The organism is Streptomyces capparidis, from assembly GCF_054782095.1.
In genome coordinates, this window is record NZ_BAAGTD010000004.1 from 109,408 (window position 1) to 131,754 (window position 22,347).

The window sequence follows — 22,347 nt, forward strand, 5'->3', positions numbered from 1 at the left end:
AGGGGACGGGCGGTGGCACAGGCCGGTCAGGAGCGGCGGCAGGCCGCGGCGACGCGGCGGCGCGGAGCGGTGCTGGAGGAGGCGATCCTGCGAGCGGCGGCCGAGGTGTTGCAGGAGTCCGGCGTCGCGGGCCTGACCATGGAGGAGGTGGCCCGGCGGGCGGGGACGAACAAGAACGCGCTCTACCGGCGCTGGCCGAACCGCCTCGCGCTCGGCGTCGCGGCGTACCGCCGCCTGGCCGCCGCCCGGACCGTGCCGCCGGACACCGGCTCGCTGCGCGGCGACGCCCTGGAGATGCTGCGGCGCGCGAACAGCACCTGGTCATCGCCGTACGGGGAGATCCTGCGCGGCCTGATCGCGGCGGCCGACGGCACTCCGGAGTTCCTGGCCGAGCTGCGGCGCGACCCGGCGGCGGGCGGCGACGCGTGCCAGGCGGCGTGGCTGACGCTGCTCGGCCGGGCCGTGGCCCGCGGCGAGGCCGCACCCGAGGCGCTGCACCCCCGGGTCGCCGCCACGCCGACGGCGCTGCTGCGCAACGAGTACCTGGCGCGCGGCGCCCCGTCCGTGCCGGACGCCGTCCTCGCCGAGATCGTCGACGAGGTGTTCCTGCCGCTGGTCCACGGCCGGGGTCCGGCGGGCGGCCCGTCAGCCCAGTAGGGACCTGCTCCGGTCGTCGCGACCGGGACCGCGACCGCGACCGGGACCGGTCCCGGACCGGGCGGGGTTGACTGAGCGCATGACCCGCCTGCCGTCCGCCGCCCCCGCCCGTTCCCGCCGCCTCGCCCGCGCCGCGCTGTCCGCAGCCGTGGCCGCCGTCCTCGTGTCGTGCGGGGCCGACGGGGCCGACGGCTCCGACAGCTCCGACGGCGCGCGCTCCGACGGCGCGGACCGGTCGCCGTCGGCGTCCGCGTCCCGCACGCCCTCGGCCGTCCCCACGTCCCCCAGCCCGTCGCCCGAGCCGACGCTGCCCACCCCGGCGGACGGCGCGAAGACGGAGCTGTGCCGGGACGGCCGCTGTGAGGTCCGGGTCACCCAGGGGGCCACGGTGCCGGTGCCGGAGCGGTCCGGCGTCGGGCACCTCCAGGTGACCGGGGTCGAGGACCGGACGGTCACCCTGATCGCACCGCTGATCCAGTCGCAGTACTCCTCCGACGGCGGGTGCGAGATGGGCATCGTCGGCCCGTCGGCGGACTCTCCCGGCTTCATGAACCTGACCTGCGAGGCGGGCTCGAAGGGAACCGTCAACAAGCTGCGCCTGCACGTGGTCGGCGTCGTGGGCGAGGCCGCCGTCCTCCGCATCGGCCCCGCGGCCTCGGACGCCGACGCGTAGAGCACCGGACGAACCCAGGCCGGCACCGGGTGGTCGTCAGCCGGCGGCAGCCTCGATGAGGGAGAACGGTGCGGCGTCCGCGAGCGGGGTGACCGACGTCAGCACCAGGCCCGCGCGGTGGCACACCTCCTCGAAGTCCCCGCGGGTGCGCTCCCTGCCGCCCACGTTCACCAGCATGTTGAGGTCGCTCAGGTAGGTGATGCCGTCGTCGGCGGCGTGGGCCTCGGCGCCGGTGTCGACGACTTCCGGCAGGACCGGCTCCACGATCAGGACACGGCCGCCGGGCGCCAGCGCCTCGCGGCAGTGGCGCAGGATGGTGACCGCCTGGTCGTCCGTCCAGTCGTGCAGGACACTCTTGATCAGGTGGAGGTCCGAGCCGGCGGGAACCGAGCGGAAGAAGTCACCGGCGATCAGCGAGCAGCGTTCCGCGAGTTCGTGCCGCCGCAACGTCTCGGGCGCCTGGGCCAGGCCCTCCGCCGTGTCGTAGACGACCCCGGTGAGACCCGGATGCGCGTCGAGCACGCCGGCCAGGACGGTGCCGTCTCCGCCCCCGATGTCCGTGACCGCGGTGAACCGGCCGAAGTCGAAGGCGTGCGGCAGCGCGGCGGCGGTCTCCCCGGCGGCTTGGCTCATCGCCGCGTTGAAGTCCGCGGAGAGCTCGGGATGCTCGGCGAGGTGGCTGAAGAAGTCCGTGCCGAAGACGGTGTCGAAGGCGATGCCGCCGGTGCGGACGCTGTCGTCCAGGTGCTCCCAGGCGCGCACGACCACCGGATCGGTGAACACCCGCACGAACGAGGTGAGCGAGTCGGGTCGGCGGGGGTCGAGGAGCGCCCCCGCGCCGGTCACCGAGAAGGAGCCGGGTGTGTCCTCCGCCAGCAGGCCGAGACCCGTGAGGGCGCGCAGCAGCCGGGTCATGGGCTGGGGCTCGGCTCCCGCAGCGGCGGCCACCTCGGCGGCCCCGCGCCGCCCGTCGCCGATCAGCTCGACCACCCTCAACCGGACTGCCGCGCGCAGGGTCTGCGCGGCCATGCTTCCGAAGACGAGCCGCACGACCAGGCCTTGGTCGGCCATGCCCGCTGCCGGGACATCGGTGTTCATCACAGGTGTCTTCCTTCCTTCGTTCGATGGGCAGGTGACGGTGACCGGCGCGGGTGCCGCGCCGGTGGAGGGTCTCCTCGGTGGGTGCGCGGACTAACCCGCGGACGTCGCCCGGCAGGCCAGGGCGCCGGGCGTGCACCCGGCGAAGACCAGCACGTCCCGATGGAGATGGGACTGGTCGACGTATCCGCACGCCAGGGCGACGTCCGCGGCGTTCCGGCCCGCGCTGAGCGCTCGGGCGGCGCGGTCGAAGCGGACCAGCATGGCGGCGCGCTTGGGAGTGAGGCCGATCTGGGCCCTGAACCTGGACCACAGCCGCTTGCGGCTCCATCCGCAGGACGCGGCGAGGTCACCGACCCGCACCCGGCCTCGATGGGCGACGATGCTGTCCCAGACGGCGGCGACCTCGGGGGACAGCGACGGTGCTCGCGCGGCCCGCTCCGCGAGGAACCCCTCCACCAGCGTGAGGCGCTCCTGCCACGCCGCGGCGCCGGCCAACCGCTCGCGCAGGCGCCGCTCGTGCCGCCCCCACAGCTCCTCAAGACCGGTGACCGACCCGTCCAGCTCGTGCGGGGCGACGCCCAGCAGCGCATAGGCGGCCCGGGGGGACAAGCGCAGTTCGACGCACTCGACACGCTCGCCGCGGATGCGCGCCGGACCGGGCGACAGCCCGGCGACGAGGCCGCTCAGGGACTCGTGCCCCGTGGCGCCCTCGACCGTGAACGGGTCGTCCCCGAGCCCGATGACGACGATCACGGCAGGCTGGGGGAGCACCTGCATGTCCAGCCCGGCGCCGGTGCGGTCGCGGTAACCGGCCATCCGCACGCCGTCGACGGACGTGCCGCCCAGCGGACGGACGACCTCCCAGCCGTTCGCGGCGTCGCGATCCACGGGATCGGCCCCCGCGTCGTGGTTGCGCATGCCCCCACCCTCGCCGACTCCGGCGGCCCTGTCTTGGACGAAAGTTCCTCGCCTCCGCGACCCCGCCGCAACCCGGGCGCTGCCGGTCCGGTCGGCGGAGCACAGGACCATTGCCCCGGGGACCGGCCGCGTCACCACCCGCACCACCATCGGCACCTCCGCCACCACCCTGGCCGGCGAAATGCAGGGCGTCTCGGCCGTGCCGGAGGCGCGGCAGGACAGCCCGCCCGCGGTCCGCGGCGGCACCGGAGCCGCCGACCCGGGTGCGGCGCTGGAGGCGGCCGTCTGGCTGAGCGACCGGGCTGGTGTGCGGGTCCGCTGCGTGAGCTGGGTCGGGGAGACCATGATGCCGCTGCGGGTGTTGCAGGACAGGCGGGGCCCGCCTGCGGTGGTGCTGCTGACCTCGCGCACCGGCCACGAGGACACCGCAGTGGGCCGTGAGACGGCGAAGTGGCTCCAGCACGTGCTCGACTCCCCGGTGGCGGACCGGCACCCGTTCCACTGCGAGACGTTCGGACTGCCGCCGCTGCACCCGCGCGGCTCCGAGGTCTTCACCGCCACCGTCGAACGCCCGGCCCTTCCGGGGGCAGCGCCGTCTCCCCGCCCCCGCGTTCCCCGAGCAGGTGGGGGACCACCTCATCGCCCGGGGCGGCCCGGCCGGATCCCTGCTGGAACACGCCCTGAGCCGGGCGGACGGCCCGCGGCTCGCCGACGCGCCGGGCTGCTGATGGGCACCCCGATCGACAACGGCGCGATCCCGGCCATCGGTCCTCCCGCCACCTCGCACCGGATCCGCCTTACTGGAGTAAGGTGGCGCTATGGCAACGAGGAAGGTCACCATCACGCTGGACGAGGACGTCGTGGCCGCGGTGGACAAGCTGACGGGCGGGCTCGGCAGCAGGTCGGCGTTCATCGAGGCGGCCGTGGCCGACCGGCTTGAGCGCGCCGAGCGCGCGCAACGCGCCGTGGACTGGTTCGCCGAACGCGCCCGCCGGGAGGACCCCGACGCGTGGGAGCAGGCGCTCGAGGCGGTGCTGGCCGCCGACAGTTGCCGCGGCTACCCCACCCAGGCGCCGCGGCAGGCGCAGCAGGAGGACCAGGAGCAGCAGCCCGGGGATCGGGCGGCGTGAGCACCGGCTACATCCTGGACCACACCGCCGTGCGGTCCCTGGCGCTGGGCCGCGCCTACCTGGCGGCCCGCGTCATGGTCTCGGTGCGGGCCGCCCAGCCCCTGTACGTCCCGGCCGCGTGCTTCGCCCAGGGCCTGGCCGAATCCGTGCCCGGTGAAAACCTCGAACGCCTCCAGCAGGCACTCGCCGCGCCCAGCTTCGTCTTCCGGCCCCTGGACGAGGCATCCTGCTGGGCCGTCGCGCAGATCGCCCACGAACGCGCCGCCGACATCGCCACCGCGCACGCCGCCCACCTGGCCCTCGCCACCGGCCTGCCCGTCCTGACCCTGCACCCCGGCACCTACAAGAACGTGGACGCCAGAATCGACACCGAACAGATCACCTGACCCCCACCCCACGCCGGAAGACCGGGTCCCGCAGCGGCATCCAGGACGGCGGTCCGCTCCGTGACAGCCTCGCCTGCTCGGCGGGGTCGGTGACCACGCCGGCCCGCCCGGCCGAGAGCCGCGCCTGGGTGACCTCCCCGGGGACGGCCCCGATCGGGTTGCCGGTCAGTGCTCGCCGCCCGGCGTCGCCTCGGCCGCGGCACCCCACTGACTTCCCGGAGGCGAACCTCAGGGCCGCCGGCGACCATCTGCCGGTGCCGGCGGCCCCGCGGGTCCCGGCCGCGGGACAGCGGCCTACGGGCGCTGCCTCACCCGGTCGACGATCCCCCAGTCCACCACGTGCGAAAGCTGGATGTACTTCTTCTCCCCGGAAGCCGAGATCCGCTCGTCGCGGAAGCCCAGGAATTCATACGACGCCGGGTCGAAGATCAGGTACTTGCGTTCGTAGGACCCGCGCTCGGTGGAGGCGATCCCCACCCCGGTCCGCCCGGCGGAGTCCTGCACCCCCGGGATCGTCTTGATGCCGGGCACAAGGGCCAGCGCCTCGTACGCCGCGGGGCGCAGTCCCTGGGGCAGCACCGGGTTCTTCAGGAGCTCGCCGAGCAGCCAGTAGGCCTCGTACCGCTCGGGCTTGTCGAGATCGCTGATCGGCCGGTCGTCGGGCCGGGAGCCGTAGGAGATGATGGCCAGGATGAGCTTCTCCGGGTCTTGGGGCAGTTTCTCCAGCTTGCTCCACTTCCGGGGTGGCCACACCCCGCCGCCGTTCTCCGCGGGCTCCTCCCACATCTCGCGGCCCAGTTCCATGGTCAAGGAGGGCTTGGAGACGTCCACCGAGTCCCACATCTCGTCGGTGTAGGTCTTGACCTCGCCGGTCTTCTGCTCCGTCTCCTTGATGATCCGCTTCGAGTAGATGAACTGGTCGTCGCGCGGCGCCACCGGCTCCTTCTCCTGCTCGCGCTCCCACGCCGCCGCCCCGTTCAGCACCGTCGCGGCGGCGTTCTCCAGCCGCGGGGTGCTCGTGCCCGGTGCGCGTCCCTCGCCGGAGCCGTCCGTGCCGATCAGCACCGCCGTCCCCGTGACCGCCGTGGCGACCACTGCGGCCGCCGCGAGGCGCAGTGCGTGGCGGCGACCGGGGCCGGTGCCGGTGCGCTGGTCCGCGTGGGCCATCGCGTTGAGCAACTGGTGCCGGGCCCGGTCCCGGGCCGGACCGGCGAGCGGGGCCGCGTCCGCGTCCCACTCCCTCAAGAGTTCGAGTTCGTCATTCATGGTCGGATACCTCTCGCAGTGCCGTCGGATTGGATCCGCCCAATGCTTCGCGCAGCTTGCTGCGAGCCCGGTGCAGCCGTGATCTGACCGTGCCCACGGGGATACCGAGGGCCTGGGCCGCCTCCTCGTAGCCGAGATCACCCCAGGCCACCAGCAGCAGCACGTCCCGGTGCCGAGCGGGCAGCGCGGCCAGCGCCGCCGCCAGCTCGCGGCGTACGGCCCGCGCCCCCACCCGGTCCGCGGCCCGGTCGGCCAGCGGCTCGTCGTGGTCGGCGAGGGCCGGGACCCGGGCCATGGCCTTGAACCGGCGGGCCTCGGCCCGCCGATGCCGGCCGATCAGGTTGGTCGCTATGCCGAACAGCCAGGGCCGGGCGTCGGCGCCCGCGCCGCGGGCCGGGTCGTAGCGATGCCGCTGCCGGAACGCGGTGGTGAAGGTCTCCGCCACGAGGTCATCGGCGACCTCGCCGCCGAGGCGGCGGGCCGCATAGCGGTGCACGGCGTCGGCGTGCCGGTCGAAGAGCGCGGCGAACGCCTCGGGCTCATCCCGGGACCGCGCGATCACTGAGGCGTCGCTCTCCGCATCGGCACGCGTGGTGCCGATGCCGACGCCTGGTCCGACGGTCATCGGGGCTCCTCTCGTCCAAGGGACGACGCTCGAATACTTGGGCTTTCACCTGTCCTTCGCCCATCGCGCCGAAGCGGTTCCCTCAGACCTCATCGGCATGCCCCACGGACGGACCGGAGCGCACTGGGCCCTGCTGGGCCCGGGCGTCGAACTCCGCGCCACGCACTTCGACATCGAGGCCGCAGCCACCCGACTCGGCCAGGACTCTTCCTATCCCGACAGCACCGCATGGGTCGACTGCTTCCCGCACGCCCGCATGCCCGCACGCTCGCGCGACCGACGCCGACGCCCTCGCAGCCTTCGCTCCGTCGAGCCGGGCAAGGTGGCTGACGCGGGTGCGGTCGAGCGGGTGGCCGTCCCACCAGGCATCGAGGCGTATGAGGTTGAGCGCGCGCGACGGCGGAGGAGAAGGCGTGCTCCAGGTGGTCTTCCGGAGACCGACAGAGCGGGGACGTCTCATCCCGGTGACTGCGACGGCCTGGTGGATGGTTCCCGCGGTGCCCACACGGGTTCCGTACTTGGCTCGCCACCGCTTGTCGCGCTGCCGGAGGCGGGCGTGGTCGAGGACTTCTTAGACCTCGCGGGGTTGCGGGGAGGGGATCCGGCCTCCGGTCTTCGAGCTGTGGCGCACTGGTCGCGCGCCGGGCAGGGGCGGCATGTTTCCTGGTTGAACTCGATGACGATGGCCTTTCCCCGGAGATCCCCGGCGGCACCGACCCGCACTGCCCGCGGCACAGCCCCACCGCGGTCGTCTTCGTGCCGGCCCCGCCGGCGGGCGCGGGCACCTGACCGCGCGGCGGGAGCGCGGGAGGACACGGTCACGGCAGGAGGAGGCAGGGTGAGCCGGACGGACGACACACACGCACCCGGCGGCCGGATCGTGGTCGGCGTGGACGGCTCGGAGCCGTCCACGCGGGCACTGCGCTGGGCGCTGCGCCAGGCGGAGCTGACCGGGGGCGTCGTCGACCGGCACCCTGGCATGCGCGGCTCGCACCAGCGGCTGGGGGAGTCCACCGCTCCGTTCACCGACGCCGCCGACGCGATCTTCGGCGGCAGTTGGGCGGGGGACGCGGTCGCGGTCGCCGCCATCGTCTCGGGTCTCGGGGCGCTCAACGGCTGGACGATGATCCGCGCGGAGACGCCGAACCCGGCGGCGCGGACGGACTGTTCCCGCGGGCCGGCGGGCAGGCCGCGCGGCCCTCCCGCCGGCCCGCCGGCCGTCACACCGATCACATCGGGCCAACATCGCTGTATCAGGCCAATTGGACGAGCACGCTCTGTCGCGATCGGCCCGAGGCTCCTACGGTGATACACGCAGTTGGTTCGCACCTCCGTTCGGGGGCGCGTCGCAAGAGGGAACCCGGTGGGAATCCGGGACTGTCCCGCAGCGGTGAGTGGGAGCGAACGCCGTCAATGGCACTGGGGCGTCGAGTCGGCCCGGGAAGCGACGGCCAGTAGTGGTCCGGCGGATGTCCGCCGGGCGGGCCCACGAGTCCGAAGACCTGCCAGCCGCGCACGTGTGAGACGCACGGGCTGTGCACGGCGACCTCGGGGATTGGGTCGGCGCTTCCGAACGTTCCGACGGCGCACGCGCCGCGGAGCCGCCTCCCCCCGGGCCGGTGCCCAAAGGCTCGGGACGACGAGGGAGGACGCGCTCGTGACCGTTGAAGTCCGCATCCACGCCGGCCGTGGACCGACCGGCTGCCGACCCCGCCGCGGCGTGCCGTGCTGACACTCGGGGCAGGAGGACGGGGTCCGCGGCCCTCCGGCGGCCGTGCTGCCTCCGGCGCCTGCCACGGCACGCTGGGCGAGCTCTACCAGGGCCCGCTGGCCCCCGGGCCCGATCCGGACATCGCGCTGGTGTCCTTTCCGGTGGACCGGCACTCCTGGGTCCACTTCACCCCGGGACCGGACCCGGTCACGGCGCCGCCCCTCGGGTGGAAGGCGTCGACGGCGGCGGGCCTCTTCCTCGACCGCTTCGGCCTGTCGCTGCCGTCGGGCCGCTGGAGCACGCACTCCGAGCTGCTCGTCGGTGTCGGGATGGCCAGTTCCACCGCTGATGTCGTCGCGACGCTGCGCTGCCTGTTCCGCGTCTTCTCCCTGCCGTACGACCAGGACGCGGTCCTCGGTGTCCTGGCCGCGATCGAGCGGGCCGACAGCGTCTTCCTGGACGAGTTCGCTCTCCACCTCAGCGCCCGGCACCGCGTGGTCCGGCGGCTGGGCACGGGCATCGGCTTCCACACCGCCTACGTCGCGGAGCCCGGCACCGTGGACACCCAAGCCGTCACGGAGGGGCTGCTGCGGCACTACCGGCGTCGCGGCCAGGAGTACGAGCGGTGCCTGACCGACCTGCTCAAGGGCTTCGAGTCCGGTGACCGGGCCGTCGTCGCCCGAGCGGCGACCGCCAGCGCCGTGCTCTCCCAGGAGGTGCTGCCCAAGGAGACGTTCGAGGACCTGCTGGCCCACCGCGAGGAGTTCGGTGCCGACGGGGTGTTCGTCGCCCACACCGGATCCCTGATCGGCTACCTCTTCTCCCGCCGCCCGACCGGGGAGGCCAAGTCCGACCTGTCCGCTTTCTTCCGCTCGCTCGGCCACCAGTGCTCATTCGCCCAAGGAGGCTACGGGTGATCCACCACCACATCGCCGACGCCCTGAAGACGCCCGATCTGGTCCGCCTCACCGACCGCATGGTCCTGGTCCGGTTCGAGTCGATGAAGATCTACTCCGCGCTCGCGGCCGTCCGGCACCTGCTGGACCGGGGCGCGGTCCGCCCGGGGCAGACCCTGATCGACAGCTCCAGCGGCATCTACGCCTACGCGCTGGCGCTGGCCTGCCACCGCCACGGCCTGCGGTGCCACATCGTCGCGTCCACCACCGTGGACACCACCACCCTCGCCCAGTTGGAGATCCTGGGCGCCACCGTGGAGCAGGTCAGGCCGTCGCGGAACCTGAAACTCGACCAGGAGCTGCGGGTGCGGCGGGTGAAGCAGATCCTCGCCGAACGCCCCGGCTGCCACTGGATGCGCCAGTACCACGACGACGTCCACTACCTCGGCTACCGCGAAGTCGCCGACCTGGTCGCCACGGAGTGCGGCGGGCGGCCGCTGACCGTGGTCGGCGGCGTCGGCTCCGGCGCCTCGACAGGCGGGATCGTGGAGCACCTGCGGCTTCGCGACCCGTCGGTTCGGCTGGTGGGGGTGCAGCCGTTCGGCAGCGTGACGTTCGGCAGCCAGCACCACCACGACCCGGAGGCGATCATCGCGGGGATCGGGTCGTCGATCGTCTTCGACAACGTCCGCCACCACCTGTACGACGCCGTGCACTGGCTGGACTTCACCCACGCCATGGCCGGCGCGGTCGCCCTGCTCCGCGGGCACGCGGTGTTCGCCGGGCTGTCCACCGGCGCCGCCTACCTGGCGGCGGCCCACGAGGCGCGCCGCGACCCCGACCGGCTGCACCTGGTGGTCGGCGCCGACACCGGCCACCGCTACGTCGAGCGGGTCTTCGCCCGCCACCGGGAGGCCCCTGACCCCGCCACGCTCAAGCCCGTGGAGGTCGCGGACCCCGAGGAGATGGCCATGCCGTGGTCCACGATGGCGTGGAACCGCACCCCCTGCCCGGAGCGCTGGAAGGAGCGGGCGGCATGACCGTGGTCTGCCTGGAATCCCTCACCTTCGGACTCGGCCACCTGGTGCGCGCGGCCGACGCGCTCGGCGAGCGGCTGCGGCTGCTGACCCGTGACCCGTCCTGGTACGCCTACGAACTGGACCGGCTCCCCCCGGGCGCCCTGGACGTCGTGGAGACCGACACCTTCGACACCGAGCGGGTGGCCGAGCTGCTGCACCGCACCCCCCGGCTGCGCGGCCTGATCAGCTCCACCGACACCTGGACGCTGGTCGGCGCCGAACTGACCGCCCGTTTCGGCCTGCCCGGCCTCGACCCGGCCGTGCTGCGGCTGACCCGGGACAAGGCCGCCGTGCGGAACCGGCTGCACCGGGCCGGGCTGACCCGGGGCAGGGCCTTCGAGGCCGCGCCCGCCGCCGCGGAGCCGGGCACCGACCCGCGGGCGCTGCTGCTCGAGGAGGTGGGTCTGCCCGCGATCCTGAAGGACTCGGCGGGCACGGGCAGCCAGAATGTGTGGCTGGTCCGGGACGAGCGTGAGCTGGACGCGGCGCTGGCGGAGGCCGCCGGGCGGCGGCTGGCGGGCCGGCTGTTCGCCGAGCCGTGTTTCCGCGGCCCGGTGTACAGCGCCGAGACGCTCACCTGGGCGGGCCGGACCCGGCTGCTGGGCGTCTCGAGCCGGCTGATGTCCCCGGAACCGCGCTTCCGCGAGGAGACGACCGCGTTCCCCGTCGCCTTCCCGGAACCGCGGCGAGTGTCCCTCGAGCAGTGGCTCGGCCGCGTGCTCGCCGCGATCGGGTACACCGACCGCTTCGCCCATGTGGAGTTCGTGCTGACCGCCGACGGCCCGGAGGTGGTGGAGGTCAATCCGCGGATCGGCGGGGCCCTGGTCGGCGAGGGCATGTGCCGGGCGCTGGGCGTCAACGTGTACGAGGCGATGGTGGAGACGGCGCTGGGCCGCTGCCCCCGGCTGATGGACGCCCGGCCGCCCGGCGGGCCGGCGGTGGCCTTCGTCCTCGGCTACCCGGCCGCGCCCGGGGTGTTCACCGGGGTCGCCGGGCTCGACCGGCTGAAGGGGATGCCGGGCGCACCGGCCTGGTACCCGGTCAAGCGGATCGGTGACCGCCTGGAGCACCTCGACGACAGCCGGGGCTACGCGGGCATCGTCTACGCGGAGGCCGAGACCGCCGAACTCGCCACGCACCGGGCCGTGGCCGCCGCCAACACCGTGCGGGTGCTCACCGAGCCCTTCGCCGACCGGCCCGGGCGGACGGACGGTGGGTGAGCGGCCGGGGGCGCCGCGGGCCCGGGCCCCATGGTGGCCACACTCAGCGGTCCGCCGCGGTTCCTGCCGCCCAACTCGTCGCTGATCCCGCTCGGCAGCTTCATGGTCGCCGCGCGGCCGGAACGGCGCGCCGCGCGCCGGCGACGGCGGGGAGGACGGCGGCAGCGGGGAGGGCAGCGGCCGGGCCGAGGGAGAGCACGACGGGAACCGCCACGACGACAACCGGGGCGACGACGGACAAGGAGCACCGAGACACCATGACCCACACGAGCGGATTCCAGGACGACGACTTCTGGACCGAGTTCCACGACTTCCTCTTCCCCGATGAGCGCTACGCCCGGGCGGAGGAACTGCTCGACAGCTCCCCCCTGCTGTCCTTCGCGCCCGAAGCGCGGGTGCTGGACCTGTGCTGCGGGCCGGGCGTGTTCACCGTGCCGCTGGCCCGCCGCGGCTTCGCCGTGACGGGTGTGGACCGCAGCCCGGCCATGCTGGAGCGGGCGCGGGCGCTGTCCGCAGGGGCCGGGGCGCCGGTCCGGTACGTCCGGGCCGACGTGCTGGAGTACGCGGAGCCGGGCGCCTTCGACGTGGTGCTCAACATGTTCACCTCGTTCGGGTACTTCGAGGACCCCGCCGACAACGCCCGCGTCCTGCGCACGATGTACACCTGTCTGGCCCCCGGGGGGAGCGTGCTGCTGGACCTGGCCGGGAAGGAGCAGCTCGCCCGCAGGGTCACCCCGCCGAAGGTGGTGCGGCGCGGCGCGGACCTGCTGGTGCAGACCGACACCGTGCTGGACGACTGGGCGCGGCTGCGCAGCGACTGGGTGCTGGTCCGGGGCGAGCGGGTGACGCGGGCCGCGCTGGTGTGGTTCGTCTACAGCGCCGTGGAGCTGCGGCGGATGGTCGAGGAGGCGGGGTTCGGCCGGGTGGAGGTGTTCGGCGGCTTCGACGGCCGCCCGTACGACGAGAATGCCGAGCGGCTGGTCCTGCGGGCGGTCCGCGAGGGATGAGGCGGTGCGGGGCGTGCGGTCGTGCGCGCGCCCTTTCACCCCCGGTGCACGGATAAGTAGGATCGCCTGGTCATCGCCGCGACGGGAGACAGGAAGCCGGTGCGAATCCGGCACGGTCCCGCCACTGTGACCGGGGAGTGCACCCCTTCGGCATGCCACCGCGCACCGCGTGGGAAGGCAGGGGGAACGTCGATCCGGGAGTCAGGACACTGGCCTGTCGCGGGCCCGTTCCGAGGAGCGCGGACTCCCCAGGAGGCTTCACGTGTACCACCGCATGCCCCGCCGTTCCCGCCTGCGCGCCGCCGCCGCGGCCCTCGCCCTCTCCGCGGCCCTGCTGACCGCCGGGTGCGGCACGGGCGACGACTCCGCCGGCAAGCCGGAGACCGCCGCGTCACCGGTCGACGGCTTCCCGGTCACCATCGACAACTGCGGCGTACGGACGACGTACGACGAGCCGCCCTCCCGGGTGGTCACCATCCACCAGCACCCGGCGGAGCTGATGCTCGCCCTGGGCCTGAAGGACCGCATGGTGGGCACCGCCTTCCCCGACTCGGCAGTCCTGCCCGAGCTGAGGAAGGACTTCGAGGCCGTCCCCGAGCTGGCGAGGAAGGAGCCGTCGTTCGAGACCGTCCTGGACGCCGAGCCGGACTTCGTCTACGGCGGCTACGGCAGCGCGTTCGCCGAGAACGAGGGACGCTCCCGCGAGGCGTTCGCCGACGCGGGCATCGACACCTACCTCAACCGCGAGTACTGCGGCAGGAAGCGGGTGACGATGGAGGACACCTACGACGAGATCCGCACCATCGGCAGGATCTTCGGCGTGCCGGACCGGGCCGACAAGCTGGTCGCCGACCTGCGGGGACGCGTCGGCAAGGCGTCCTCCGCCGTGCGGAGCGAATCCGCCGTCTCGGTGTTCGTCTACGACAGTGGCGACAAGACGGCCTTCACCGCGGGCGGCAGGAGCCTGGGCACCGAGCTCATCCGGCTCGCCGGCGGCCGGAACGCCTTCGCGGACCTCGACGACGTCTTCGCCGACGTCTCCTGGGAGCAGGTCGTGGACCGCGGGCCCGAGGTCATCGCCATCTACGACTACGCCGGCGCCGGCAGCGTCGAGCGGAAGAAGGAGTTCCTGCTCTCCCGGCCCGCGCTCGCCGATGTGCCCGCCATCCGGAACAAGCGGTTCGTGGTGCTGCCGCTGACCGCGACCCTGGTCGGTGTCCGCTCGGCGTACGCGGTCGAGGACCTGGCCCGCGGCCTGCACCCCGGCAGCTTCCGGTGAGGGCTCCTGCCAAGGACACCCCCGCGGCCGCGGACGCCGCCCGGCGCCCGCGCGCCGGGGACCGGCCCGGCCGCGGCTCCCTCACCCTCGCCCTGGTCGCCCTCGGTCTGCTGCTCCTGCTCTCGGCCACGGCCGGCATGGCCATCGGATCGGTGCGCGTGCCCCCCGGCGAGGTGTGGGGCATCGTGACGCACGCGCTCGGCCTCGACCGGTCCGAGCCGACGTGGTCCACGGCACGGGAGACGATCGTCCTGGACGTGCGGGCGCCGCGGGTGCTGCTCGGGGCCGTCACCGGCGCCGGTCTCGCCGTGGTCGGCACCGCCATGCAGGCCCTGGTGCGCAACCCGCTGGCCGAGCCGTATCTGCTCGGGGTCTCCTCCGGGGCGTCCCTCGGCGCGGTGATGGTGATCGTCTTCGGGGTGAGCGTGTTCGGTCCGGTGTCGCTGTCCGCCGCCGCGTTCGCCGGTGCCCTCGGTGCCCTGTTCCTCGTCTACGCCACCGCCAGCACCGGCGGACGCGTCACCTCCTCGCGGCTGGTGCTCTCCGGTGTGGCGATCGCGTCGGTGCTGACCGCGGTGCTGGACCTGCTGCTGCTCACCACGGACCGGGGCAACGAGGCGCGGGCGGTCCTCGCCTGGACCCTGGGCGGCCTGGGCGGAGTCGACTGGGGGACGCTGTGGCTGCCGAGCAGTGCCCTGCTGCTCGGCATCGGGATCCTGATGGCGCGGGCGCGCCACCTGAACCTGCTGCTGGCGGGCGAGGAGGCCGCCACCACGATGGGCCTGGACGTGGCCCGCTTCCGGGCCCGCATGTTCGTGCTGCTCTCCCTGGTCACGGGCGTGCTGGTGGCGGCGGCGGGGCCCATCGGCTTCGTCGGCCTGATGCTGCCGCACATCGTGCGCCTGTTCGTCGGAGGCGACCACCGCCGCGTGCTGCCGACGGCGGCACTGGCCGGAGCGGTCTTCCTGATCTGGGCCGACATCGCCGCGCGCACCGTCGCCGCACCGACGGAGATCCCGGTCGGTGTGCTCACCGCGCTGTGCGGCGGACCGTTCTTCCTGTGGTTGATGCGCCGGGACGCCCGGCGCCACACCGACCGAGGAGTGGCATGACCGCGGCAGAACTGGTCATCGACGGTGTCACCCTCACCGCGGGCGCGCGCCACCTGGTGCGGGAGGTCTCCCTGACCGCGCGCCCCGGTGAGGTGATCGGCCTGGTCGGGCCCAACGGCAGCGGCAAGTCCAGCCTGCTGCGCGCCGTCTACCGCGTGCTGCGCCCGCGGGCCGGCCAGGTCCGTGTCGACGGCGCCGACGCCTGGTCACTGTCCCCGCGGCGCCTGGCCAGGACCCTGGCCGCCGTGGTGCAGGAGCCCGCCGCCGACCTCGACCTGTCGGTGCGCGAGGTCGTCGCGATGGGCCGCACCCCCCACAAGCGGCTGCTCGACGGCGACACCGCCGAGGACGTCGGCCTGATCGAGTCCGCCCTCACCGCGGTGGACGCCGCCGACCTGGCCGACCGCCCCTTCGACCGGCTCTCCGGCGGCGAACGCCAGCGCGTGCTCATCGCCCGCGCCCTCGCCCAGCAGCCGGCGCTCCTCGTCCTGGACGAACCGACCAACCACCTGGACGTCCGGCACCAACTGGAGGTCCTGGGCGTGCTGCGGCGGCTGCCCGCCACCGTCCTGGTGGCCCTGCACGACCTCAACCTGGCCGCCTACTACTGCGACCGGCTGCACGTCCTGCGCGACGGCGAGGTCACAGCCTCCGGCCCGCCCGCCCGGATCCTCACCCCGGAGCTGCTGGCCGAGGTGTACGGCGTCGTCTGCGAGGTCGTCATCCACCCGCGCACCGGCGCGCCGCACGTGACCTTCCTCCCCACGGAGCCGGACCGGGCCGCCCCGGCGGGTTCCTGATCACTCCGATGACTGATCGTGCGGTGCCGTCGCCGGAGGATCGGCCGGGCGGGCCCGCCCGCCGTCGTGGCCGGACACCACCACCGCCAGCAGCCCCACGACCACGGCGCCGACCGCCAGTCTGCCCGCGGCCCGCACGGCCCACCCCGCCCGGGACGCCCCCTCCCGGCGGCCGGGCGGGCCCAGGCGCTCGGCCCGCCGGGCGGGCCGCAGCAGCCGCAGCAGGAGCAGCGCGGCGACCGGCAGTTGCAGCAACCACAGCACGGTGCGCGGCCACTCGTCGTACCAGACGTTGGTGCCGTACAGCAGCGTGTGCCACACACTCAGCACATAGACGACGATCACGAACCGGTGCAGCCGGCGCCAGGTGTTCGCGCCGATGCGGTGCCGCAGGTAGAACAGCAGCCCGAGCGGGACGGCGAGGTAGAGGGCGCCCTGACCGATCGGGATGGCCGTCCGGCCCGTCCCCGAGTCGTACCACCCGGGGACGAACGAGTCCGCGAACCCGCTCCACAGCCGGTCCGCCCAGGACAGCCGGGCCTCGTAGCGCACCAGTTCGGCGGCGAACATCAGCGCGTGCGCGGCCATCAGGGCCATGGTGGTCAGGCTCGTGGTGCGGTGCCAGCGCTCCAGGGCCGCGCGGGAGACCGGCAACCGGTCGGACCGCGGCCCCGACACCAGCAGCCCGAGCATCACCGTGCCCCACGCCCACAGCAGCCCCGACCAGCCGAACGCCTGGCTGAGCAGGTACATCCAGTACTCGGCGGGGTCGTCCATGAACGGCATCACCGCGACCGTCGCCGACGAGCCCGACTCCATCCGCGCGTACAGCAGCGCGAACACCGCCGCCGTCACCCCCACCGCGGCGGCCGCGTCGGGCAGGGCGGCCCGCAGGTCGGCGCGGAGCGCGCCCCGGCCGGCGGCGCTCCGTCCACGTGCCGACGACGCGGCCGTGCCGTCCCCGTCCGGCGTGGCTTCCGGCAGCATCCCCGAACCTCCCGAACACCGGCCACCACCAGGTGGCGTGTGGCATGAGTGACACAAGTGTCACCGAGACACGGCGCTTCACGAGGTCTGCTTCCAGCCAGAACGGAGCACCCCGGTCCGGTGGGTGCGGCGTGGGGGCAGGAGCGCCGCCGTGGCTGGCTGGTCAGTGGCCCGCGACGACGCCGGACAGTTCGTTGGTGCTCTTCGGCAGGGTCACGGAGCCGAGCTTCTCGCCCGATTCGATGTCGACGGCGTGGAGCTTGCGCTTGCCCGGCTCGGAGACGTACGCGGTGTGGTCGCGGACGAACAGGGTGGGCCGGGCCTGCTGCCAGTCCAGCGGTTCCCGCCACTCGTCCACGACGGGGATCTTCTTGTCCACCTTGCCCGTGCCGGGGTCGATGACGTGCAGGGCGCCGTCGGTGCCGAGGACGAGCGCCTCGCCGTGCGGGCCGCGGCCGAGCGAGCGGAACGAGTAGCTGGTGCCCAGGTCGACCAGGCGCAGCTTCGCGGTCCCGGTGTCGATCAGGGACACGCGGGTCGGCCGCTCCAGTTCGGCGTCCGGGTCGGTCTTGTAGTCGCCGAGGAGGACCGGCGACGCGTCGCTGCCCTGCTGGTTGCCGATGCGGCCGTAGTCGTCGGGGGCGTCGACCTTGGTGAACTCGCCGTCCTTGTAGATCAGGACGCCGTCCTCGCAGCCGACGGCGACCGCCTCGCCCTTGGCCGCGGCCTCCCCGTGGACGCCGGGGCACTTCTCGTTGCGCTCGATCTCCTTGTTGTCCTTGTCCAGGACGAGGGCTCCGGTGCGCTTCTCCTCGGTGCCGAGGGTGCTGAGCAGTTCGCCGTTGCTCAGCTCGATGGCGACGCCGTGGTGGGGCTCGGCGGAGGTGTAGGTGCGGCCTTCCGGCTTGGTACCGGCGGCGAGGTCGTCGGGGTCGAAGACGTTGACCTCGCCGGTGCCGTCGGTGAACAGGACGGTCCTGCCGGCGTGCCGGACGACGTGGCCGGGCTTGGCGCCCCGGTACTCGACGCCGGTGAAGGTCTGCTCGGCGGCGTTCAGGACGCGGAATCCGGAGTCGGTGGAGACGAGGACGTGGGTGTCGTCGCCGGCGGGGTTGACGCGGTTGAAGCCGGGCAGCTCGATCGTCCCGGCGAGCTCGAGGCTCCGGCCGTCCAGGATGTACAGGCCGCCGTCGAACGTGGCGACCAGCGGCTCCTTCACCGCGGCGGCGGCCTTGGTGCCCGGTGACCGCTTCGCCGGGTCCTTGGCGGCCGAGGAGGTGTCCTCTCCTCCGCAGGCGGCCAGGGCCGCGCAGAGCGCCAGGGCGAGGGCCGTTGCGGTGATCGTTCGCTTGCGTGTCGACGTGCTCACTGCTGTGTGTTCCTTTCTGGGCCGCGCGGGCGCGGCGTCGGGTTCCGGGTGTGTGGCGGCCGGCCGGTGTTTGTCCCGGGGGCGGGGTCAGGCGCCGGTCAGGCCCTCGGTCATGGCGGTGGTGTTGGCCCGCATCATCTGGAGGTAGGTGCCGGCGCCCTTGTCCTTCTCGGTCAGCGATTCGGAGTGGAGCTCGACCACGCGCACCCGGCCGTCCAGCTCCGTGCGCAGGACTTCGGCCAGTCGCTTGGGTTGGGAGGAGTCGGCGAAGACGGTCCGCACCCCCGCCTCGCGCATGGCCTGGGTGAGTGAGCGCAGATCGGAGGAGCTGGGGGAGGCCAGCGTCGTGCCGCTGGGGACGACCGCGCCGATGACCCGGAAGCCGAAGCGGTCGGCGAGGTAGCCGAAGACGTGGTGGTTGGTCACCAGCGCGCGCCGGTCCTCGGGTATGCGCTGGAAGGTCTTCTCCATCCATGCGGTGAGGTCGGCGAGTCGTGCGTCGTAGCGGTCGGCGTTGCCGCGGATCGCCTGTTCGTCCACGCCGTCCACGTTCTCGATCACCTGGTCGGCGATCAGGTCGGCGGCCTTGCGCACGCGGTCGGGGTCGGTCCAGAAGTGCGGGTCGGGCTGCCCGGCCTCGCGTTCCGGGCCGCCGTCGTCGTGCGTACGGAAGGTGAGGGGGTCCACCGCCGCGGCGGTCTCGAAGGCGGGCACGCCGGACTCGCGGGCGGTGTCCACGTGCCGCAGGACGTTCTCCTCCAGGCCCAGCCCGTTGTAGATGACCAGGTCGGCGCGCTCGAGTTCGGCGGCCTGCACGGCCGACAGGCCGAAGGAGTGCGGGTCGGCGTTCGGCTGCATCAGCACGGTGACGGCGGCTTCGTCGCCGACGATCTCCCGGGTGATGTCGCCCAGGATGTTGGTCGTCACCACCACCCGGGGCTGGTCGTCGCCGCTCGCGCAGGCGGTGGCCGTGCCCACGCAGGCGAGGGCGACCAGGGCCGGCAGCAGGCGGCGCAGCCGGAGGAGGGAGCGCGTCAGTACCGTCATCGTCCGGTCTCCGCCATCAGGGCCGGCTCGATGTCCAGGTCGAAGGTGCGCGCGATGCGCAGGTTGTCGTTGTAGTCGATCTCGTACACGCGTTTGCCCTTGGGGTCGTTGAGGTAGGCCCGGCTGCGGTCGACCTCGAGAACCGGTCCGGCGGTCCCGCCGGTGCCGGGCTCGGGAGCGTCCGCCAGGAGCGGCTTGGTCCTGGACATGTGCGCGCCGGTGCCGATGTCGTAGCCGTGCAGCGATCCGTCGGTCTGGAGGACGATCAGTGCGGAGCCCTCACCCGCGGTGTTGGCGGAGACGACGGGCCCGGTCCGCACCCGTGTCCAGGTGCGCTCGGTGACGTCCAGCACCCACACGGCCCGGCCCCCGGCCGGCGCGGTGAGGGTGTCGCTGCCGGCCCGGTGCCGGAAGGCCGCGGCGCGTTCGTTCGGGGGCACGTCCTGGCCGTACGGGATCCTCACGGCCCGGAACACACCGTCGTCCTCGAGGACGAGCAGGGCCCCGTCGGCGCAGCCGAGGACGACTCCGCGCCGGGTGACGGCATCGCCCCGCGGGTCCGCGCACCGCGCCCGCGGCGAGGTGACCGGCCTGCCCCGGCGGTCGTAGACGGCGAGCCTCGCGGGCCCGCGCCCGTCGTCCGCGAGCGCGACCAGGTGCTCCGCGTACGGCACGACGGCGCCCGTGTGCGTGCCGGGAAGCGTGCGGGAGGGGCCGACCTCGCCCTTCTCCAGTTCGGCCCGGCGGTAGAGCCTTGTCCGGCCGCCGTCGGTCACCGCGGTCACGGCGGCGTCGCTGCGCACCTGGGCCCGTGGCCCCGCGGGCAGTTGGCCGACGTCGCGCACGGCCGCGCGGTAGTAGTGCACGTGGTCGCCGTGGTCCACCATCCACGCGCCGCCGTCGAGGACGTGCGTGCCGCCCGCGGTGTGGAAGTAGCCGAACCGGCCGTCCGTGGTGAGTGCCCTGGCGCCCGTCTTCCGGGGCACGTCGTGGGATTTCCCGGTGATGAGGTCCAGTACCCGGGTCTCTCCGCTCCCCGGGTCGTTGAGCAGCAGCCGGGACTGCTGCTCGGCTCTCTCCTGGGCCCCCTCGACGTATCCGTGCGGGGTGGCGGAGGCCGAGGAGGGCTTCGTTGGCGCGGTGGACGGGTCCTCCTGACCCGCGCAGCCGGTGGTGAGCAAGGCGGCGGCCAAGAGGGTGGCCGCCCCTCGAGCAGGGACGTTTCCTCGGAAGAACACGTGAATCGCCTCGGTTTCCGTCAGTCGGTCGCGGATCCGGGGACGCCGGCGAGGTGCGCACGGCGGTGGTGGCGGAGACCGGATGCCAGGTGGGAGAGGAAGAACAGGACCACCGCGAGAGCCGAGACGGTCGCGCCGGCGGCGGTGCTCAGGTGCCAGGACACCAGCAGGCCGCAGAAGGTGGCGGTGACGCCGAGCAGCGCCGCGAGGGCCATTACGCCCCGCACGCTGCGCGCCCAGGGGAGCGCGGCGGCCGGCGGGGCGATGAGCAGCCCCAGCACCAGCAGCGTCCCCACGATGTGGAACGAGGCGACGATGGCCAGCGCCAGCAGTCCGAGCAGGACGGCGTGGGCGAGACGAGGACGCAGGCCGAGCGTCCGGGCCTTGCGCGGGTCGAAGGCCAGCGCGAGGAAGGCCCGGTGACCGAGTACCGAGACGGCCAGCGCCACCAGCAGCGCCCCGGAGAGCAGCATCAGGTCCTGCTCGCGGACCGCGAGGACGTCACCGAAGAGGTACCCGGTGAGGTCCACGGCGAAGGACTGCGAGCGCGACACGATGATCACACCGAGGGACAGCATCCCCACGAAGAGCAGGCCGATGCCGGTGTCCTGGGACAGCTTCGGGACGCGGCCGAGGGCGGTGACGCCCGCGGTCATGACGGCCGCGCTCAGCAGTGCGCCCACCAGCAGGTTTCCGCCGAGGAGCGCGGCGAGCGCCACTCCGGGCAGCAGCCCGTGGGACATGGCGTCGCCCAGGAACGCCATTCCCCTGAGCACCACCCAGGTGCCCGCCAGGGCGCAGATCACCGATACCAGCATCCCGCCCCACAAGGCCCGCTGCACGAACGTCACCTCGAAGGGGCCCGTCAACCACTCCATGCGAGCAATCTACAATGAAAATCATGTTCAAAACACTGGGCTCCTCCGCCGCCCTCGCTGAGGGCCGGCCGCCCCGCGTCCGCCTCACCGGGCTGTCCGCCGGCTACCGGGGCCACCCCGTCCTCCACCAACTGGACGCCGAGATACCGGCGTTCGCCGCCACCGCGCTCGTCGGCCCGAACGGAAGCGGGAAGTCCACCCTGCTCGGAGTCCTGGCCGGAGTGATCCCGCCCACATCCGGTGAACTCGGCCATGACGGCGACCGGCCGCCCGCGTTCGTCCCGCAGCGCGGCGCCATCGGTGACACGCTGCCCCTGACGGTCAGGGAGACGGTGGAGATGGGCCGCTGGGGGGAGCGCGGACCGTGGCGCCGGCTGACCCGGCGCGACCGTGTCGCCGTGGACGCGGCCATGGAGCGTCTGGGCGTGACCCACCTCGCCGCACGCCAACTCGGGGAGCTCTCCGGCGGACAGCGGCAGCGCGCCCTGATCGCCCAGGGCCTCGCCCAGGAATCGGACCTGCTCCTGCTGGACGAGCCGACCACCGGGCTCGACCCCGAGGCGAGGGAGCGGATCGCCGCCCTTCTGACGGAGCTGGTGGCCGACGGGGTGACCGTCGTCCACGCCACGCACGACCTGGACGCCGCACGCTCGGCGGACGCCTGCCTCCTGCTCCGCGACGGCCACCTGGCGGGGCAGGGGCACCCCGAACGACTCCTCACCCCCTCGACGCTCGCCGACATCTGGAGACCCGCCCCCTGAGGACCCGGCCCTCCCGCACCGGGGCTCTCGCTGCCACGGGCGCCGAGGCGGGTCACCGCATGGTGCTGCCGGCCGGGAAGGCCGTCCCCCGTGATCGCCGACCACAACGACGCCTGACCGGTGGTCCCGGCCGCAACGCGGCCGCGGCCTTCCTGCGGGAAGTGAGAAGGTGTAAGCCGACAGCCGCGGGAACCCTGCCGCTGCTCC

General features: G+C 73.7%; 22 protein-coding genes and 2 riboswitches. Of the genes, 13 read left to right on the plus strand and 9 right to left on the minus strand.

What is annotated here, in order from left to right; genetic code table 11:
- Positions 1-12 precede the first annotated feature (12 nt).
- Both ACYVO2_RS05240 and ACYVO2_RS05245 read left to right on the plus strand, forming a co-directional pair.
- On the plus strand, positions 13-657 hold the full coding sequence (locus ACYVO2_RS05240; RefSeq protein ID WP_461006394.1) for a TetR/AcrR family transcriptional regulator: 645 nt from the start codon (positions 13-15) through the stop codon (positions 655-657).
- Positions 658-736: 79 nt separating this feature from the next.
- Positions 737-1,330, plus strand: a complete 594-nt coding sequence (locus ACYVO2_RS05245) for a hypothetical protein (RefSeq protein WP_461006395.1) — start codon at positions 737-739, stop codon at positions 1,328-1,330.
- 36 nt (positions 1,331-1,366) lie between these two features.
- Here ACYVO2_RS05245 and ACYVO2_RS05250 read toward each other — a convergent pair whose 3' ends face one another.
- Both ACYVO2_RS05250 and ACYVO2_RS05255 read right to left on the minus strand, forming a co-directional pair.
- Positions 1,367-2,431, minus strand: a complete 1,065-nt coding sequence (locus ACYVO2_RS05250; protein ID WP_461006396.1) for a methyltransferase — start codon at positions 2,429-2,431, stop codon at positions 1,367-1,369.
- A 90-nt stretch (positions 2,432-2,521) separates the two neighbouring features.
- The gene (locus ACYVO2_RS05255; protein ID WP_461006397.1) at positions 2,522-3,349 is read right to left on the minus strand and encodes a helix-turn-helix domain-containing protein; all 828 of its coding nucleotides are present in this window, start codon (positions 3,347-3,349) and stop codon (positions 2,522-2,524) included.
- Between the two features lie 818 nt (positions 3,350-4,167).
- On the opposite strand from ACYVO2_RS05255, the gene ACYVO2_RS05260 reads away from it, so the two are divergent.
- Both ACYVO2_RS05260 and ACYVO2_RS05265 read left to right on the plus strand, forming a co-directional pair.
- Positions 4,168-4,479: a ribbon-helix-helix domain-containing protein gene (locus tag ACYVO2_RS05260; protein WP_461006398.1), complete on the plus strand. Its 312-nt coding sequence runs from the start codon at positions 4,168-4,170 to the stop codon at positions 4,477-4,479.
- Positions 4,476-4,865 (plus strand): hypothetical protein, encoded by a 390-nt coding sequence (locus ACYVO2_RS05265; protein WP_461006399.1) that lies wholly within the window; start codon positions 4,476-4,478, stop codon positions 4,863-4,865. The genes ACYVO2_RS05260 and ACYVO2_RS05265 overlap by 4 nt, the downstream gene beginning before the upstream one ends.
- 294 nt (positions 4,866-5,159) lie before the next feature.
- Here the strand turns inward: ACYVO2_RS05265 and ACYVO2_RS05270 are convergent, their stop codons facing one another.
- Complete coding sequence (locus tag ACYVO2_RS05270; RefSeq protein ID WP_461006400.1) at positions 5,160-6,131, minus strand: CU044_5270 family protein; 972 nt, start codon at positions 6,129-6,131, stop codon at positions 5,160-5,162.
- Positions 6,124-6,756, minus strand: a complete 633-nt coding sequence (locus tag ACYVO2_RS05275) for an RNA polymerase sigma factor (RefSeq protein ID WP_461006401.1) — start codon at positions 6,754-6,756, stop codon at positions 6,124-6,126. The genes ACYVO2_RS05270 and ACYVO2_RS05275 overlap by 8 nt, the downstream gene beginning before the upstream one ends.
- Before the next feature lie 838 nt (positions 6,757-7,594).
- Here ACYVO2_RS05275 and ACYVO2_RS05280 point away from each other — a divergent pair.
- The 8 genes from ACYVO2_RS05280 to ACYVO2_RS05315 all read left to right on the plus strand — a co-directional run bounded on the left by ACYVO2_RS05280 (position 7,595) and on the right by ACYVO2_RS05315 (position 15,860).
- Positions 7,595-8,065 (plus strand): universal stress protein, encoded by a 471-nt coding sequence (locus ACYVO2_RS05280; protein WP_461006402.1) that lies wholly within the window; start codon positions 7,595-7,597, stop codon positions 8,063-8,065.
- A riboswitch (cobalamin riboswitch) is annotated at positions 8,059-8,280 on the plus strand. It overlaps the preceding gene by 7 nt.
- A gap of 201 nt (positions 8,281-8,481) precedes the next feature.
- On the plus strand, positions 8,482-9,384 hold the full coding sequence (locus ACYVO2_RS05285) for a GHMP family kinase ATP-binding protein (protein WP_461006403.1): 903 nt from the start codon (positions 8,482-8,484) through the stop codon (positions 9,382-9,384).
- Positions 9,381-10,403 carry a cysteine synthase family protein gene (locus ACYVO2_RS05290; protein WP_461006404.1) on the plus strand — a complete coding sequence of 341 codons (1,023 nt, stop codon included), beginning with the start codon at positions 9,381-9,383 and terminating at the stop codon, positions 10,401-10,403. Before ACYVO2_RS05285 ends, ACYVO2_RS05290 begins: the two co-directional genes overlap by 4 nt.
- Positions 10,400-11,662 carry an ATP-grasp domain-containing protein gene (locus ACYVO2_RS05295; RefSeq protein WP_461006405.1) on the plus strand — a complete coding sequence of 421 codons (1,263 nt, stop codon included), beginning with the start codon at positions 10,400-10,402 and terminating at the stop codon, positions 11,660-11,662. Before ACYVO2_RS05290 ends, ACYVO2_RS05295 begins: the two co-directional genes overlap by 4 nt.
- A gap of 257 nt (positions 11,663-11,919) precedes the next feature.
- Entirely contained in the window at positions 11,920-12,669 is a 750-nt protein-coding gene (locus tag ACYVO2_RS05300) for a class I SAM-dependent methyltransferase (RefSeq protein WP_461006406.1), read from the plus strand.
- A 52-nt stretch (positions 12,670-12,721) separates the two neighbouring features.
- Positions 12,722-12,901: riboswitch (cobalamin riboswitch) on the plus strand.
- Between the two features lie 42 nt (positions 12,902-12,943).
- Complete coding sequence (locus tag ACYVO2_RS05305; protein ID WP_461006526.1) at positions 12,944-13,948, plus strand: ABC transporter substrate-binding protein; 1,005 nt, start codon at positions 12,944-12,946, stop codon at positions 13,946-13,948.
- The gene (locus ACYVO2_RS05310) at positions 13,945-15,060 is read left to right on the plus strand and encodes a FecCD family ABC transporter permease (protein ID WP_461006407.1); all 1,116 of its coding nucleotides are present in this window, start codon (positions 13,945-13,947) and stop codon (positions 15,058-15,060) included. The genes ACYVO2_RS05305 and ACYVO2_RS05310 overlap by 4 nt, the downstream gene beginning before the upstream one ends.
- Positions 15,057-15,860: an ABC transporter ATP-binding protein gene (locus ACYVO2_RS05315; RefSeq protein ID WP_461006408.1), complete on the plus strand. Its 804-nt coding sequence runs from the start codon at positions 15,057-15,059 to the stop codon at positions 15,858-15,860. The genes ACYVO2_RS05310 and ACYVO2_RS05315 overlap by 4 nt, the downstream gene beginning before the upstream one ends.
- Here the strand turns inward: ACYVO2_RS05315 and ACYVO2_RS05320 are convergent, their stop codons facing one another.
- The 5 genes from ACYVO2_RS05320 to aztB form a co-directional block, all read right to left on the minus strand.
- Entirely contained in the window at positions 15,861-16,847 is a 987-nt protein-coding gene (locus ACYVO2_RS05320; RefSeq protein WP_461006409.1) for a ferric reductase-like transmembrane domain-containing protein, read from the minus strand. It lies immediately after the preceding gene.
- Positions 16,848-17,010: 163 nt separating this feature from the next.
- The gene (aztD, locus tag ACYVO2_RS05325) at positions 17,011-18,216 is read right to left on the minus strand and encodes a zinc metallochaperone AztD (RefSeq protein ID WP_461006410.1); all 1,206 of its coding nucleotides are present in this window, start codon (positions 18,214-18,216) and stop codon (positions 17,011-17,013) included.
- Between the two features lie 87 nt (positions 18,217-18,303).
- Positions 18,304-19,263: a zinc ABC transporter substrate-binding protein AztC gene (gene aztC / locus ACYVO2_RS05330; RefSeq protein ID WP_461006411.1), complete on the minus strand. Its 960-nt coding sequence runs from the start codon at positions 19,261-19,263 to the stop codon at positions 18,304-18,306.
- Positions 19,260-20,501: a hypothetical protein gene (locus ACYVO2_RS05335; RefSeq protein WP_461006412.1), complete on the minus strand. Its 1,242-nt coding sequence runs from the start codon at positions 20,499-20,501 to the stop codon at positions 19,260-19,262. The genes aztC and ACYVO2_RS05335 overlap by 4 nt, the downstream gene beginning before the upstream one ends.
- 20 nt (positions 20,502-20,521) lie before the next feature.
- Complete coding sequence (gene aztB, locus ACYVO2_RS05340) at positions 20,522-21,379, minus strand: zinc ABC transporter permease AztB (RefSeq protein WP_461006413.1); 858 nt, start codon at positions 21,377-21,379, stop codon at positions 20,522-20,524.
- A gap of 14 nt (positions 21,380-21,393) precedes the next feature.
- On the opposite strand from aztB, the gene aztA reads away from it, so the two are divergent.
- Positions 21,394-22,140, plus strand: a complete 747-nt coding sequence (gene aztA, locus ACYVO2_RS05345; RefSeq protein ID WP_461006414.1) for a zinc ABC transporter ATP-binding protein AztA — start codon at positions 21,394-21,396, stop codon at positions 22,138-22,140.
- The last annotated feature ends 207 nt before the right edge of the window (positions 22,141-22,347 follow it).